General features: G+C 70.1%; 10 protein-coding genes and 1 pseudogene. 1 reads left to right on the forward strand and 10 read right to left on the reverse strand.

The features are described 5' to 3' along the window. Positions 1 to 32: 32 nt before the first annotated feature. The gene (locus M2163_RS46640; protein WP_348541382.1) at positions 33 to 1,706 is read right to left on the reverse strand and encodes a TraR/DksA family transcriptional regulator; all 1,674 of its coding nucleotides are present in this window, start codon (positions 1,704 to 1,706) and stop codon (positions 33 to 35) included. A gap of 590 nt (positions 1,707 to 2,296) precedes the next feature. Here M2163_RS46640 and ileS point away from each other — a divergent pair. Further along, positions 2,297 to 5,435: pseudogene (gene ileS / locus M2163_RS16465) on the forward strand (isoleucine--tRNA ligase). 161 nt (positions 5,436 to 5,596) lie between these two features. On the opposite strand, the gene M2163_RS16470 reads toward ileS, so the two are convergent. The 9 genes from M2163_RS16470 to ftsW all read right to left on the reverse strand — a co-directional run bounded on the left by M2163_RS16470 (position 5,597) and on the right by ftsW (position 14,136). Then, positions 5,597 to 6,760: a DivIVA domain-containing protein gene (locus M2163_RS16470; RefSeq protein WP_280894313.1), complete on the reverse strand. Its 1,164-nt coding sequence runs from the start codon at positions 6,758 to 6,760 to the stop codon at positions 5,597 to 5,599. Positions 6,761 to 6,812: 52 nt separating this feature from the next. After that, positions 6,813 to 7,103, reverse strand: a complete 291-nt coding sequence (locus M2163_RS16475; protein ID WP_053847334.1) for a YggT family protein — start codon at positions 7,101 to 7,103, stop codon at positions 6,813 to 6,815. Between the two features lie 50 nt (positions 7,104 to 7,153). Further along, a complete protein-coding gene (gene sepF / locus M2163_RS16480) occupies positions 7,154 to 7,795 on the reverse strand; it encodes a cell division protein SepF (RefSeq protein WP_280852025.1) in 642 nt (213 codons plus the stop codon). A 129-nt stretch (positions 7,796 to 7,924) separates the two neighbouring features. Further along, the gene (locus tag M2163_RS16485; RefSeq protein WP_280852024.1) at positions 7,925 to 8,644 is read right to left on the reverse strand and encodes a YggS family pyridoxal phosphate-dependent enzyme; all 720 of its coding nucleotides are present in this window, start codon (positions 8,642 to 8,644) and stop codon (positions 7,925 to 7,927) included. Between the two features lie 6 nt (positions 8,645 to 8,650). Continuing rightward, complete coding sequence (gene pgeF, locus M2163_RS16490) at positions 8,651 to 9,379, reverse strand: peptidoglycan editing factor PgeF (RefSeq protein ID WP_280894314.1); 729 nt, start codon at positions 9,377 to 9,379, stop codon at positions 8,651 to 8,653. Next, positions 9,376 to 10,572, reverse strand: a complete 1,197-nt coding sequence (gene ftsZ, locus M2163_RS16495; protein ID WP_280852022.1) for a cell division protein FtsZ — start codon at positions 10,570 to 10,572, stop codon at positions 9,376 to 9,378. The genes pgeF and ftsZ overlap by 4 nt, the downstream gene beginning before the upstream one ends. Before the next feature lie 287 nt (positions 10,573 to 10,859). Then, positions 10,860 to 11,654, reverse strand: a complete 795-nt coding sequence (locus M2163_RS16500) for an FtsQ-type POTRA domain-containing protein (protein ID WP_280894315.1) — start codon at positions 11,652 to 11,654, stop codon at positions 10,860 to 10,862. Between the two features lie 19 nt (positions 11,655 to 11,673). Then, positions 11,674 to 12,768, reverse strand: coding sequence for an undecaprenyldiphospho-muramoylpentapeptide beta-N-acetylglucosaminyltransferase (murG, locus tag M2163_RS16505; RefSeq protein WP_053847329.1), 1,095 nt, complete (start codon positions 12,766 to 12,768; stop codon positions 11,674 to 11,676). A gap of 6 nt (positions 12,769 to 12,774) precedes the next feature. Continuing rightward, positions 12,775 to 14,136 (reverse strand): putative lipid II flippase FtsW, encoded by a 1,362-nt coding sequence (gene ftsW / locus M2163_RS16510; RefSeq protein ID WP_280894316.1) that lies wholly within the window; start codon positions 14,134 to 14,136, stop codon positions 12,775 to 12,777. Between the last annotated feature and the right edge of the window lie 12 nt (positions 14,137 to 14,148).

Genomic DNA, 14,148 nt, shown 5'->3' on the forward strand with positions numbered 1-14,148 from the left:
AGGACGAGGGTACGACACGCCGCCGGGCACCCTCAGTACCGGCGTTCCTGCTTCTGCTTGCACTCCACGCACAGGGTCGCGCGCGGGAAGGCCTGCATGCGGGCCTTGCCGATGGGGTTGCCGCAGTTCTCGCACAGTCCGTAGGTGCCGGCGTCGAGGCGTCCGAGGGCGCGCTCGGTCTGGGTGAGCATCTCGCGCGCGTTGGCCGCGAGGGCCATCTCGCTCTCGCGCGTGATGTTCTTGGTGCCGGTGTCGGCCTGGTCGTCGCCCGCGCCGTCCCCGGAGTCCCGCATGAGCCCCACCAGGGACTCCTCGGACGTGGAGATCTCGGTGCGCAGGCGCAGTGCCTCGGCGGTCAGCTCCGCGCGGGCCTCCGCGACCTCGTCGGGCGTCCACGGATCCTCACCCGGGCGCACCGCGAGTTCTCCGGGCTCCACCGCGGCGACACGCGCGTTGGGTAGGGCGGTCTTCGCCGCTGTGGCCGTGCCAGGGGTCTTCTTCGCAACCACCGTCGTGGCTCCCGTCTGCTTCGCGGCCTCGGCCGCGCCCGCCTTGTGGGCCGTGCTCTTGCCGGCCGCCCTCTTCGTGGGGGTCTTCCTCCCGGAGGTGCCCTGCCCGGCGTCCCCCTGCGGGGCACCGGCCTCCGTGGTGACCGTCTCCCCGGCCGCGGTGTCCTTCACGGCCGTCTTCTTCCCCGCGGTTCGCGTCGCAGCCGCGCTCTTGGCCGCGCTCTTCCTGGTGACCGCCTTCTGCTTCGTGGCCGAGGTCTTCTTGCCGACGGCGGCCTTCTCCCCGGCCGTCTCCCCGGCACCCGCCGACTCCGCGCCCCTCGCCTTCCTGCCCGCCCCCTCCCCAACCGCCTTCTTGGCCGCCGCGCCCTTCCCGGCGACCAGCTCTCCGGCAGCCGACTCCGCGCTCCCGGCCTTCTTACCCGCCCGCTCGGCGACCGCAGCCGTCTCACCGACCGCCTTAGTGCCGGCCGCCTTCGTTCCTGCCGCTTTCTTGCCGGCCGCCTTCTTCGCTGTCACCGTCTTCTTGGCTGCCGCCGTCTTCTTCGCTCCCGCCGCCTGCCTCGCGACCGCCTTCTTGCCGGCCGCGCTCTTATCCGCCGCACTCTTGCCAACCGCGCTCTTGCCGGCCGCGCTCTTATCCGCCGCGCTCTCGCCGGCCGCCTTCTTGCCGGCCGTTTTCTTCGCGGCCGCGCTCTGCTTGGTGACCGAGGCCTTGCCGACGCCCTTGGTGGCCTCCGGCGCCCCGCCGACCTGCGGCTCGTCCGCCGGTCTCCCGGCCGAGGCCTCCTCCTTCGCAGCCGCCCGTCCACCGGGAGCCGCCCTGGAAGCGGCGGCCTTCCGGGCGCCACTGGTCTTCCGGGCCGCCACCTTCTTCCCCTCAGCCTTCTCGGCCCCCGCCCGCACGCCCCCGGCCTCGGCACCCGCCCGCGCGCCCTCCCGACCGGCCCCCGCGCGCGTGCTCTTCACCGCGGCCTTCTTCGCGACGCTCTTCGCCGCCGCTCCGACCGCCTTCACGGCCTTGGCCGCGACGCCCTTGCCGGAGGACGTGGCGGACGAGGACGACGCCGACGTGCCGGACGCGACCCCGCGCGTGCTCTTCTTCCCGCCCGTGTCCTTGGCCCCGCCTCCGGAGGCACGGGCATGTGTGGACCGGCCCGACGCCGACTGCTGTTCGGCGGTCTTCTTAGCCACCATGCCGCGGCCCCTTCACATATTGTGATCTTGCTCGCGAATCGTGCTGGGACGATAAATCGACTTGAGTCCCGCGGCAACGGGGCACGCCGCCCGATTCGCCCGCCCCACGTGCGCGGGGCGGGAAGCATGCATGCGTTGTGCCCAGCTCCCCGCCGGGTAATCCGACGGACCGTCCGTCCCAGGATCCGAACAGCCGTGCCGCTCCATTCGGGTCACTCGGCACCCTGCGGCGAGCTGCCCGGCCGGCCCGGGAAAACCGGTCGGCCGCTGTCCCCGGGGCGCCGTACACTGGGCGGAGCGAAAAGCGTGGATGGGGACGAGTAGCGGCGTACGCAGCCCAGAGCGACCCGGGGACGGTGGAAGCCCGGGGGCGAGCGCGACGTGAAGATCACCCCGGAGCCGCCGGAAGAACCCCCAGCAGGGGGCGTAGACCCGGCATCGCGACCCCAATGAGGGGGCTCACCGACGCACACCAGGCGTCGGCGGGCCAAGGAGGGTGGTACCGCGGGAGCGCGCCGAAACCGGCGTACGGAAAGACACGGCTCTCGTCCCTCCGGACGGAAGGCAGCACATCCGCCGGAGGAAGACTGATGACGCAGTACCGCCAGGTGCCCGCCCAGGTCGACCTGCCCGCGCTCGAGCACGCGGTGCTCGACTTCTGGCGCGAGCAGAAGATCTTCGCCAAGACCCTGGAGCAGTCCGAGGGCCGCCCCGAATGGGTGTTCTACGAGGGCCCGCCCACCGCCAACGGCATGCCGGGCGCCCACCACATCGAGGCCCGCGTCTTCAAGGACGTCTTCCCCCGCTTCCGCACCATGCGCGGCTACCACGTGGCCCGCAAGGCCGGCTGGGACTGCCACGGCCTCCCGGTGGAGCTGGCGGTCGAGAAGGAGCTCGGCTTCAGCGGCAAGAAGGACATCGAGGCGTACGGCATCGCCGAGTTCAAGCGCCAAGTGCCGCGAGTCCGTGACCCGCCACACCGACGCCTTCGAGGCGCTCACGACCCGCATGGGCTACTGGACCGACCTCCAGGACCCCTACCGCACGATGGACCCGGAGTACATCGAGTCGGTCTGGTGGTCGCTGAAGACGATCTTCGACAAGGGCCTGCTGGTCCAGGACCACCGTGTCGCCCCCTGGTGCCCGCGCTGCGGCACCGGCCTGTCCGACCACGAGCTGGCGCAGGGCTACGAGACGGTCGTGGACCCGTCCGTGTACGTCCGTTTCCCGCTCACCTCCGGTCCGCTCGCCGGCGAGGCAGCGCTCCTGGTGTGGACGACCACCCCCTGGACCCTGGTGTCCAACACGGCGGTCGCCGCGCACCCGGAGGTCACCTACGTCGTCGCCACCGACGGCGAGGAGAGGCTCGTCGTCGCCGAGCCGCTGCTCGCCAAGGCGCTCGGCGAGGGCTGGGAGACCACCGGCCAGTCCTTCACCGGCGCCGAAATGGAGCGCTGGACCTATCAACGTCCGTTCGAGCTCGTGGAGTTCCCGGAGCCGGCCCACTACGTGGTCAACGCCGAGTACGTGACGACCGAGGACGGTACCGGTCTGGTCCACCAGTCCCCCGCCTTCGGTGAGGACGACCTCAAGGTCTGCCGCGCCTACGGCCTGCCCGTGGTGAACCCGGTCCGCCCGGACGGCACCTTCGAGGAGGACGTCCCCCTCGTCGGCGGCGTCTTCTTCAAGAAGGCGGACGAAAAGCTCACCGAGGACCTCCAGCAGCGCGGCCTCCTCTTCCGGCACATCCCGTACGAGCACAGCTACCCGCACTGCTGGCGCTGCCACACCGCGCTCCTCTACTACGCGCAGCCGTCCTGGTACATCCGCACCACCGCCGCCAAGGACCGCCTCCTCCAGGAGAACGAGAACACCAACTGGTTCCCGGAGACCGTCAAGCACGGCCGCTTCGGCGACTGGCTCCAGAACAACATCGACTGGGCGCTGTCCCGCAACCGCTACTGGGGCACCCCGCTGCCGATCTGGCGCTGCGAGGACGACCACCTCACGGTCGTCGGGTCCCGCGCGGAGCTCACCGAGCTCACCGGCACGGACCACTCCGGCCTGGACCCGCACCGCCCGTACATCGACGCGGTCACCTTCGCCTGCCCCCAGGACAGCTGCGGAAAGACGGCCACGCGCGTGCCGGAGGTCATCGACGCCTGGTACGACTCGGGTTCGATGCCGTTCGCGCAGTGGGGCTACCCGTACAAGAACAAGGAGCTCTTCGAGTCCCGCTACCCGGCGCAGTTCATCTCCGAGGCCATCGACCAGACCCGTGGCTGGTTCTACACGCTGATGGCCGTCGGCACCCTGGTCTTCGACAAGTCCTCGTACGAGAACGTCGTCTGCCTCGGCCACATCCTCGCCGAGGACGGCCGCAAGATGTCCAAGCACCTGGGCAACACCCTGGAGCCGATCCCGCTGATGGACCGGCACGGGGCCGACGCGGTGCGCTGGTTCATGGCGGCCGGCGGCTCCCCCTGGGCGGCCCGCCGCGTGGGCCACGGCACCATCCAGGAGGTGGTGAGGAAGACCCTCCTCACCTACTGGAACACGGTCGCCTTCCAGGCCCTGTACGCCCGTACGTCGAACTGGGCGCCCAGCGCGGCGGACCCGGCCCCGGCCGACCGCCCGGTCCTGGACCGCTGGCTGCTGTCCGAACTGCACGCGCTGACCGACCAGGTGACCCAGTCCCTGGAGGCGTACGACACCCAGCGCGCCGGAAAGCTCCTGTCGGCGTTCGTCGACGACCTGTCCAACTGGTACGTACGCCGCTCCCGGCGCCGTTTCTGGCAGGGCGACAAGGCCGCGCTGCGCACCCTGCACGAGGTCGTCGAGACGGTCACCAAGCTGATGGCCCCGCTGACCCCCTTCATCACCGAGCGGGTCTGGCAGGACCTGGTCGTGCCGGTCACCCCGGGCGCCCCGGAGTCGGTGCACCTGGCCTCCTGGCCGGAGGCGGACCTGTCCGCCATCGACCCGGAGCTGTCGAAGCAGATGGTCCTGGTGCGCCGGCTCGTCGAGCTGGGTCGGGCCACGCGCGCGGAGTCGGGCGTGAAGACCCGCCAGCCGCTGTCCCGGGCGCTCATCGCCGCCACCGGCTTCGACGCCCTGGACCGTGAACTGCACGCGCAGATCACGGAAGAGCTCAACGTGAGCGCGCTCGCCTCCCTCAGCGAGGTCGGCGGCAGCCTGGTCGACACCACCGCGAAGGCCAACTTCCGCGCCCTGGGCAAGCGGTTCGGCAAGCGCGTCCAGGACGTGGCCAAGGCCGTCGCCAACGCCGACGCGGCCGCGCTCTCCCTCGCCCTGCGCGAAGGCACGGCGTCGGTCGAGGTCGACGGCGAGACGGTCACGCTCGCCCCGGACGAGGTGATCATCACGGAGACCCCGCGCGAGGGCTGGTCGGTGGCGTCCGACTCCGGTGCCACGGTCGCCCTGGACCTGGAGATCACCGAGGAGCTGCGCCAGGCGGGCCTCGCCCGTGACGCGATCCGGCTGATCCAGGAGGCCCGCAAGAACAGCGGCCTCGACGTGGCCGACCGGATCGCGCTGCGCTGGACGGCCACGGACCCGGCCGTGATCGCGGCCCTCACCGAGCACAGCGCCCTGATCGCCGACGAGGTCCTGGCGACGGACTTCGCCCAGGGAGAGGCGGACGAGACGTACGGCACCCCGTTCACGGACGAGGGCCTGTCGCTGACGTTCCGCCTGCGCAAGGCGTAGCCCGCGTAGCACCGAAGGAGAAGGCCCGGTCCCGCGTGGGGACCGGGCCTTCTCCGTGCCGCGTGACACCGTGATCAACCCGCGTAAAAGGGTGAGACCCCGGATCGAAATCCGGGGTCTCACCCTGAACGCTGCCGACGCCTAAGGCGTACTGGAGGCCGTCAGTTGTCGTCCTCGTCGATGAGGAAGCCACGCATGGGCGAGGGAGCCTGGCCCATCGGACCGGGACCCTGCGGCCGCACCGGCGCCATCGGCTGGGTCATCGCGGGCGACATCTGCTGCTGGCCACCGTAGGACGGAGCGGCCGGCGAAGGACCGCCGCCCATGCCGCCCGGGTTGCCGCCGTACGACGGGGCGCTCGCACCGGCCGGGGCCATGGAAGGCGCCGGGGACGGCGGCAGCGACCCGGTCGCCGGGGTGCGCGGCGGAGCCAGCGAGTCGTCGGCCTGGGTCTCCAGCTGACGCAGCTGCGACTCGAGGTACGACTTCAGACGCGTGCGGTACTCGCGCTCGAAGCCGCGCAGGTCCTCGACCTTGCGCTCCAGCGTGGCGCGGGCGGACTCCAGCGAGCCCATCGCGACGCGGTGCTTCTCCTGCGCGTCCCGCTCCAGGGCGTCGGCCTTGGCACGGGCATCACGCTCGAGGCCCTCGGCACGCGAACGCGCCTCGCCGACGATCTTGTTGGCCTCGGAACGGGCCTCCGCGATCGCCTGGTCGGCGGTCTGCTGGGCCAGCGAGAGGACACGGGCGGCGCTGTCGCCACCGGGGCCCTGACCGGGGCCGCCCATCGGACCGCCCATGGGGCCGCCCATCGGGCCACCCATCTGCTGCTGCATGGGCGGCTGACCACCCATGGTGCCCTGACCCATCGGGCCCTGACCCATGGGCCCCTGGCCCATCGGACCGGGACCCTGCGGGCCGCCCTGGCCGCCACTGGGACCGGCAGGCAGCTGCGGCGCACCGCTCGGCAGCTGGGGCGGGCCACCCATGGGGCCACCCATCTGCTGCGGCGGACCGGATATGCCGGCCGGCACGGGACCGCCGGGACCGGGCCCACGCATACCCTGCTGCGGCATTCCCTGTCCGGGCATGCCACCCTGCTGCTGGTCCTGCTCCGGGGGCTTGCGCATGTTCTGCTGGTTCTGGGCAGCAGCACGCGTCGCCGCGGCCAGCTTGGCGCGCAGGTCCTCGTTCTCGCGCAGCAGGCGCGTCAGTTCGGCTTCGACCTCGTCGAGGAAGGCATCGACCTCGTCCTCGTCATAGCCTTCTCGGAGGCGGACGGTCGTGAACTGCTTGTTCCGCACGTCCTCGGGGGTCAACGGCATCTCTTCACCTCAACGTAGTCATCGGCAGTCGGCAAGACCGTATCGTCCACAGTCACCTCGCCAGGTTTCCCATGATGGAGATGAGGATGTAAACGATGATCATCAGCACGAAGAAGGACAGGTCGAGCGCCACGCCCCCGAGACGCAGCGGCGGGATGAACCGCCGCAGAAGCTTCAACGGTGGATCGGTGACAGTGTAGGTGGCCTCCAGAACGACCACCATCGCCTTGCCGGGTTGCCACGAGCGGGCGAACTGGAAGACGTAGTCCATGACCAACCGGAAAATGAGCACGATGAGGAACACCATCAGCGCGATGTAGATCACCTGCGCGAACACGCTCATGGTCTGTCTTTCCCTCTCCCCTGTTCCGTACTTCGTTCCGGTTGTGCTTCTCAGCTCTGGTTGAAGAACCCGCCCTCTGCGATGCGGGCCTTGTCCTCCGCCGTGACATCGACGTTAGCAGGCGACAACAGGAACACCTTCTGCGTCACCCGCTCGATGCTGCCGTGAAGACCAAACACCAAACCGGCCGCAAAGTCGACAAGTCGCTTGGCGTCTGTGTCATCCATCTCAGTCAGATTCATGATCACCGGGGTGCCCTCACGGAAGTGTTCCCCGATGGTACGGGCCTCGTTGTAGGTCCGGGGGTGAAGTGTGGTGATCCGGTAAGGCTCTCGTTCCGACACGACCTTGGGCATGATCACCGGTGCGTTCTTCTCCAGGCTTGCGCGCTCTTGTGTGATGGACGCCACGGGCGCGATGCGCGCGGGACGCACCGATTCCGCGGCGAGCGAAGAGGATCGGGGCACCGGGTCGCGCGGTGCAGAGGACTGCACAACTCTGACCGATTCGTCCCTTTCAGGCTGAAGTGCCTGATGTGACTGGTGAGACGGCTCATGCCGTCGGCGGTCCCGCTCGGGCTCCGGGTCGAGTTCCGGTTCGAAGTCGTCGTCGGGGTCGAAACCGCGGCCGTCGTACCCATCGTCCTCCACGAGGCCGAGGTAGACCGCCATCTTGCGCATCGCGCCGGCCATTCTCTGAGTCCTCCGCTCTGTGGTGGATCGGCTGACGACTGCCAAGTGCCCGCGATCCACGAGGTCGTTACGACCGCCTTTCGGCGGTAATGACCATATTTTCTGCTGTGGTCCGACTTCCTGGCGACGTTACCGGAGCCTGGGGCGGACTCCGAGTACCGCGGTGCCGACGCGTACATGTGTCGCCCCCGCCGCCACGGCCTGTTCGAGGTCCGCACTCATCCCTGCCGAGACCATGTTCGCAGCCGGATGGGCTCGGCGCAGGTCGGTCGACAAATCCATCAACCGCTCGAACGCCGCCTGTTCGCGCCCCGCGTACTCCCCGGTGAGCGGTGCGACGGTCATCAACCCGTCGAGCCGCAGCCCCGGCGCCCGGGCCACGAGACCGGCCAACTCCTCGATACCGCCCGGTGCCACGCCACCCCGCTCCCCTCGCTCGCTCGAACCGGCGTCGAGAGCGACCTGGATCAGGCAGCCCACCTCACGCCCGGCCTTCACGGCCTCCTTGGAGAGAGCCGTCACCAACTTCGAACGATCGACGGACTGCACGAGATCCGCGTAACCGACCACAGATCGCACTTTGTTGGTCTGCAATTGGCCAACGAAGTGCCAAGTGAGGGGCAGATCCGCGCATTCGGCGGCTTTGGGCGCCGCGTCCTGGTCCTTGTTCTCGGCGACATGGCGCACACCGAGCTCGGAGAGGACCCGCACATCGCTCGCGGGGTAGGTCTTGGTGACCACGATGAGGGTCACCTCTTCCCGCCCACGCCCGGCGGCCGCACACGCGGCGGCGATGCGCTCCTCCACCTTCGCCAGATTTGCGGCGAGTTCGTCCTTACGGTCCGTCATGCCCCATCAGTCCAGCCAGACATATCCCGCGAGTCGCCCCGTGGAGCGATCGCGGCGGTACGAGAAGTGGTCGACCGACTCCCGCGTGCACACCGGCGACTGCCGCCGGTCGCGCACCCCGAGCCGGTCGAGCTGGGCGTGCACTCCGGCGGTCACGTCGACCGCTGGAGTGCCCCAACTCGTTTCGGCGTGCGCCGCGGGTTCGACGGCGGCGACCTCGGCGCGCATCTCCTCGGGCACTTCGTAGCACCGGCCGCACACGGCGGGTCCGGTGCGGGCGACGATCCGGGCGGGATCGGCGCCGAGTCCGGTCATCGCGCGTAGCGCGGCCGGGACAACTCCGGCCACCATGCCGGGCCGGCCGGCGTGGGCCGCCGCGACGATCCCGGCGACCGGGTCGGCGAGCAGCACCGGGGTGCAGTCGGCGGTGAGGACGGCGAGGGCGAGACCGCGCTCGGCGGTGACGACGGCGTCGACCCGGGGCACCGGCTTGTCGCCCCAGGGCTCGGTTACCACCACGACGTCCGCGCCGTGCACCTGGTTCATCCAGACCACCCGGGCCGGGTCGAGTCCAAGCGACTTGGCGGCCAGTTCGCGGTTGGTCCCCACGGCCTGGGGGTCGTCGCCGACCGCGCCGCCGAGGTTGAGCTCCTCATACGGAGCGGCGCTCACCCCGCCCCACCGGTCGGTGAAGGCGAAGTGCGCGCCGCTCACGCTCTCGCGCTGTCCTATCACTTCAGGAAGTCCGGCACGTCCAGCTCCTCGGCCGCGCTGTCGGAGTAGCTCCGCGACGGCGGGACCGGCGGGGCGACCGGGAGGTCGGCGGCCGGCTCGGGCGCGGGCTCCGGGTCCTCCTTCGGCGTGACGCTGCCGAGCGAGCCGAAGGACGGACGGCTCTCGGTCGGCCGTACCGGCGTGGGCTCCTCGCGGCGGGCCGGGGCCGAGGAGGAACCCATGACCGTCTCGCGGCGGGCGGGCGGCTGGCCCCCGTCGAAGCCGGCCGCGATCACGGTGACGCGCACCTCGTCGCCGAGGGCGTCGTCGATGACCGCGCCGAAGATGATGTTGGCCTCGGGGTGGGCGGCCTCGCTGACCAGCTGGGCGGCTTCGTTGATCTCGAACAGGCCGAGGTCGGAGCCGCCGGAGATGGAGAGCAGCACGCCCCGGGCGCCGTCGATGGACGCCTCCAGGAGCGGCGAGGAGATCGCCATCTCGGCCGCGGCCACCGCGCGGTCGTCGCCGCGGGCCGAGCCGATGCCCATGAGGGCCGAACCGGCCTCGGACATGACCGACTTGACGTCGGCGAAGTCGAGGTTGATCAGACCGGGCGTGGTGATGAGGTCGGTGATGCCCTGGACACCGGAGAGCAGGACCTGGTCGGCCGACTTGAAGGCGTCGAGCACCGAGACCTGGCGGTCCGAGATGGACAGCAGCCGGTCGTTGGGGATGACGATGAGGGTGTCGACCTCTTCGCGGAGTTCCGCGATGCCGTCCTCGGCCTGGTTGGCGCGGCGGCGGCCCTCGAAGGTGAACGGGCGGGTGACCACGCCGATGGTGAGGGCGCCCAGCGAGCGGGCGATGTTGGCCACGACGGGCGCGCCGCCGGTGCCGGTGCCGCCGCCTTCACCGGCCGTCACGAAGACCATGTCGGCCCCCTTGAGGACCTCCTCGATCTCCTCGCGGTGGTCCTCGGCGGCCTTGCGGCCGACGGCCGGGTTGGCGCCGGCGCCGAGTCCGCGGGTGAGTTCGCGGCCGACGTCGAGCTTGACGTCGGCGTCGCTCATCAACAGCGCCTGCGCGTCGGTGTTGATGGCGATGAACTCGACGCCCTTGAGACCGACCTCGATCATCCGGTTGATGGCATTGACACCACCGCCGCCGACACCGATGACTTTGATGACTGCGAGGTAGTTCTGCGGTGCTGCCACGTCGAAGGCCTCTCGCCTCGAGTTACGTGTCGCCGGACCGACGAAGCACTGCTGCCTCGCGATCCGTCGACTGATGCCGAATGGGACGGTCCGTAGCGCCGACCCGAACCCTAACGCTGAAGTTTAGGGTTACCAGTGTGTCTGTTCCCTGGAGTCTTCTGAACAGGACACTAAGTCGACAAGTGGCGCACGTTCAACGAACACGCCGAACCTCCCGTTTTTCTTTTCACCCTATGTGATCAGCCGTAGCGGTGCCCAACCAGGGTGCTGGCCTGCGCTGATGTGCGTCAACTCCCCGCTGACGCAGGCGCGGTGGGAACGCTGACGTCGAAGTACCGCGCGTCGGGGGCGGCTTTCATGAGAGCGGTGAGCGTCCGGGCCTTCGCGGCACCCTTCTCGCTGCTCCCCCAGACGACGGTCCGGCCGCCCCGCAACTCCAGCGAGATGTCGTCGTACGAACGCACCTTGACGGAACGGGTCGCGCGCGCGACGTCGACCGGAATGTCACCCGCCACCTGCACCGCTTCGCGCACGAGCCGCCCCTCGCCGAAGCGGCGCAGGCTCGCGGCGCGGGAGTCCGGCCGGGAGAGCGCCAATTCCAGTGCGGGGACGCCTTTCGGGGCCTCGGAAACCGTGGCGAATCGGACACCTTCATCGTCCACTTCGACAAAGTTTCCGCCCTTTTGGACAAGTAGAACCGGAGTACGTTCGGTCACTTTCAGGTCGATTCCATGAGGCCAGGATCGACCGACATCAACTGAGTCAATTCGGGGCAATTTCCGGCGCAGTCGTGCCTCGATCGCATCGGTTTCAACGGAAATCAGCGGTGCACCGACCGGGACGTCGGCGGCCTCGCGGACCTGTTCCGGCGTCAGCACCAGGGTTCCCGAGACCGACACGCGTTCGACGCGCAGCCACTGGGAGCCGTACAACAGCCAGACGGCGCCCGCGGACAGAAGTGCGAGCGCCACGGCGAGGATGATGATCATACGAAGCCGACGCACCCTCAACCGCCGGGCGGGAGGCGGGCCGGACGACTCCTGCTGGCGTTCACCGCGCTCGGCGGTCGTCGATCCGGCCACGCGCACTCCCTCTTCCTGGCTACTGGCGTCGGTGCGAGGCGATCGCCTCGTACACCATGCCGACGAGCAGGTCGTCGGCGTCCCGGCGGCCGAACTCGGCGGCGGCACGGGACATCTCGTACAGCCGGTGCGGGTCGGCGAGCACGGGCAGGACGTTCGCCCGAACCCAGTCGGGCGTCAGTTCCGCGTCGTCGACCAGCAGTCCGCCGCCGGCCTTGACCACCGGCTGGGCGTTCAGCCGCTGTTCGCCGTTGCCGATGGGCAGCGGGACGTAGGCGGCCGGGAGCCCGACGGCGGAGAGTTCGGCGACGGTCATCGCGCCCGCGCGGCAGAGCATCATGTCGGCCGCGGCGTACGCGAGGTCCATCCGGTCCAGGTAACTTACCGGGATGTAGGGGGGCATTCCCGGCATCTGCTGTACGTGCGGCAGTTCGTTCTTCGGGCCGACCGCGTGCAGGATCTGGATCCCGGCCTGCTGGAGCCAGGGCGCGACCTGCTGGACGACCTCGTTCAGGCGCCGGGCGCCCTGCGAGCCGCCGGAGACCAGCAGCGTGGGCAGGTTGGGGTCGAGGCCGAACATCGCGCGGGCCTCGGGTCGGGCGGCGGCCCGGTCCAGGGTGGCGATGGTGTGGCGCAGCGGGATGCCGATGTACCGGGAGTTGCGCAGCTTGCTGTCGGGCGTGGCGACGGCGACCTGGGCGGCGTACCGGGAGCCGATCTTGTTGGCGAGGCCGGGGCGGGCGTTGGCCTCGTGGATCACGATCGGCACGCCGAGCCGCTTGGCGGCCAGGTAGCCGGGCAGCGCCACATAGCCGCCGAAGCCGACGACGGCGTCGGCCTTGGTGCGCTCCAGGATCTGCTCGGTGGCCTTGATCGTGCCGCGCAGCCGGCCCGGGACGGTGATCAGCTCGGGGGTGGGCTTACGGGGCAGCGGCACGGCCGGGATGAGCGCGAGCTCGTAGCCGCGCTGCGGGACGAGCTTGGTCTCCAGGCCCCGTTCCGTGCCCAGGGCCGTGATCCCCACGGTCGGGTCCTGCCTGCGCAGGGCGTCCGCGAGGGCGAGCGCGGGCTCGATGTGGCCGGCGGTCCCCCCACCGGCGAGTACGACATGCACCGAAATTCACCGCTCTCCGGACGAACGCGCCGATGGGGCGCGCCGTCGCATCGTGTTCCATCTCCGAGGCCCCCGTGCCGGCACGGCGCCTCCCGCCCGCTTTCTACCAAAGCGGGGTTGCCGCATCGAAAGCGCCATCCGCGCAGCGGGATCGTCACGCGCGAACGCGATCAGCAGCCCGATGGCGAACATGGTCGGCAGCAGGGCGGACCCTCCGTAGGAGAACAGCGGGAGCGGGACACCGGCGATCGGCAGCAGACCGAGCACCGCACCGATGTTGATCACCGCCTGAGCGGTGATCCAGGTGGTCACGCCTCCCGCGGCATACCTCACGAAGGGGTCCTCCGTGCGTCCGGCCACGCGGATACCCGCATAGCCTAGAGCCGCGAAGAGAGCGAGTACCGACAGCGTCCCCGCGAGGCCCAGTTCCTCACCGGTGACGGCGAAGATGAAGTCGGTGTGGGCTTCGGGGAGTTGGCCCCATTTCTCCACACTCGCACCGAGCCCGGAGCCGAAGATACCGCCGGAGGCGAGGGCGTAGATGCCGTGCACGGCCTGCCAGCAGTCGGCGGCCCCGGCCTTGGGCTCGGTGGCGCCGATGCAGGCGAGCCGGGCCATGCGGTTGGGGCTGGTCTTGATGAGGATCGTCCCGATCAGCCCGGCGATCGACAGCACCCCGACGAACAGCCGGGTCGGGGCCCCCGCAAGCCACAGCAGGCCGAACAGGATGGCCGTCAGGATGATCGCCGTGCCCATGTCGCCGCCGAGCATGATCAGCCCGAGCAGCAGGAAGGCGACCGGCACGAGCGGCACCAGCATGTGCTTCCACTGGGTCAGCAGCTTCTTGTCCTGCTTGCGGGCGAGCAGGTCGGCCGCCCACAGCACGAGCGCGAGCTTGCCGAACTCGCTGGGCTGGATCTGGAAGGAGCCGCCGAGCGAGATCCAGTTCTGGTTGCCGTTGACCGACATCCCTATCCCCGGCACCTGCACCAGGGCCATCAGGAAGACCGCGCCCGCCAGGATCGGGTAGGCGAGCGCCCGGTGCAGCTTGACCGGCATCCTGGAGGCGACCAGCAGCAGGACGGTCCCGATGACGGCGGCCAGGAACTGCTTGCGGAAGAAGAAGGATCCCGGCAGCGACATCTGCAGGGCCGTGATCTGGGAGGCGGAGTACACCATCACCAGACCGAGCACGGTGATCAGCAGGCTGCCGCCGAGGATCAGGTAGTAGGCGGTCAGCGGCCGGTCCCAGGCCTTCCGCGCGCGCGTGTAGAGCCGTTGTACGGCGTTCTCGGGCGAGGGCCGGGGGACGGCGGGACGCCGGGACGCCCGCTGCACGGGCGGCCTGCCGGTACGGCTACTGGGCATCAAGGCCTCCGC

Origin of the sequence: Streptomyces sp. SAI-135 (assembly GCF_029893805.1) — a bacterium.
Lineage (GTDB): Bacteria > Actinomycetota > Actinomycetes > Streptomycetales > Streptomycetaceae > Streptomyces.

What these genes read in the sequence shown, in the direction of transcription:
- M2163_RS46640 (WP_348541382.1), bottom strand. Translation starts at nt 1,706, where the DNA reads ATGGTGGCTAAGAAGACCGCCGAACAGCAGTCGGCGTCGGGCCGGTCC.
- M2163_RS16475 (WP_053847334.1), bottom strand. Translation starts at nt 7,103, where the DNA reads ATGAGCGTGTTCGCGCAGGTGATCTACATCGCGCTGATGGTGTTCCTC.
- M2163_RS16470 (WP_280894313.1), bottom strand. Translation starts at nt 6,760, where the DNA reads ATGCCGTTGACCCCCGAGGACGTGCGGAACAAGCAGTTCACGACCGTC.
- ftsW (WP_280894316.1), bottom strand. Translation starts at nt 14,136, where the DNA reads ATGCCCAGTAGCCGTACCGGCAGGCCGCCCGTGCAGCGGGCGTCCCGG.
- M2163_RS16485 (WP_280852024.1), bottom strand. Translation starts at nt 8,644, where the DNA reads ATGACGGACCGTAAGGACGAACTCGCCGCAAATCTGGCGAAGGTGGAG.
- sepF (WP_280852025.1), bottom strand. Translation starts at nt 7,795, where the DNA reads ATGGCCGGCGCGATGCGCAAGATGGCGGTCTACCTCGGCCTCGTGGAG.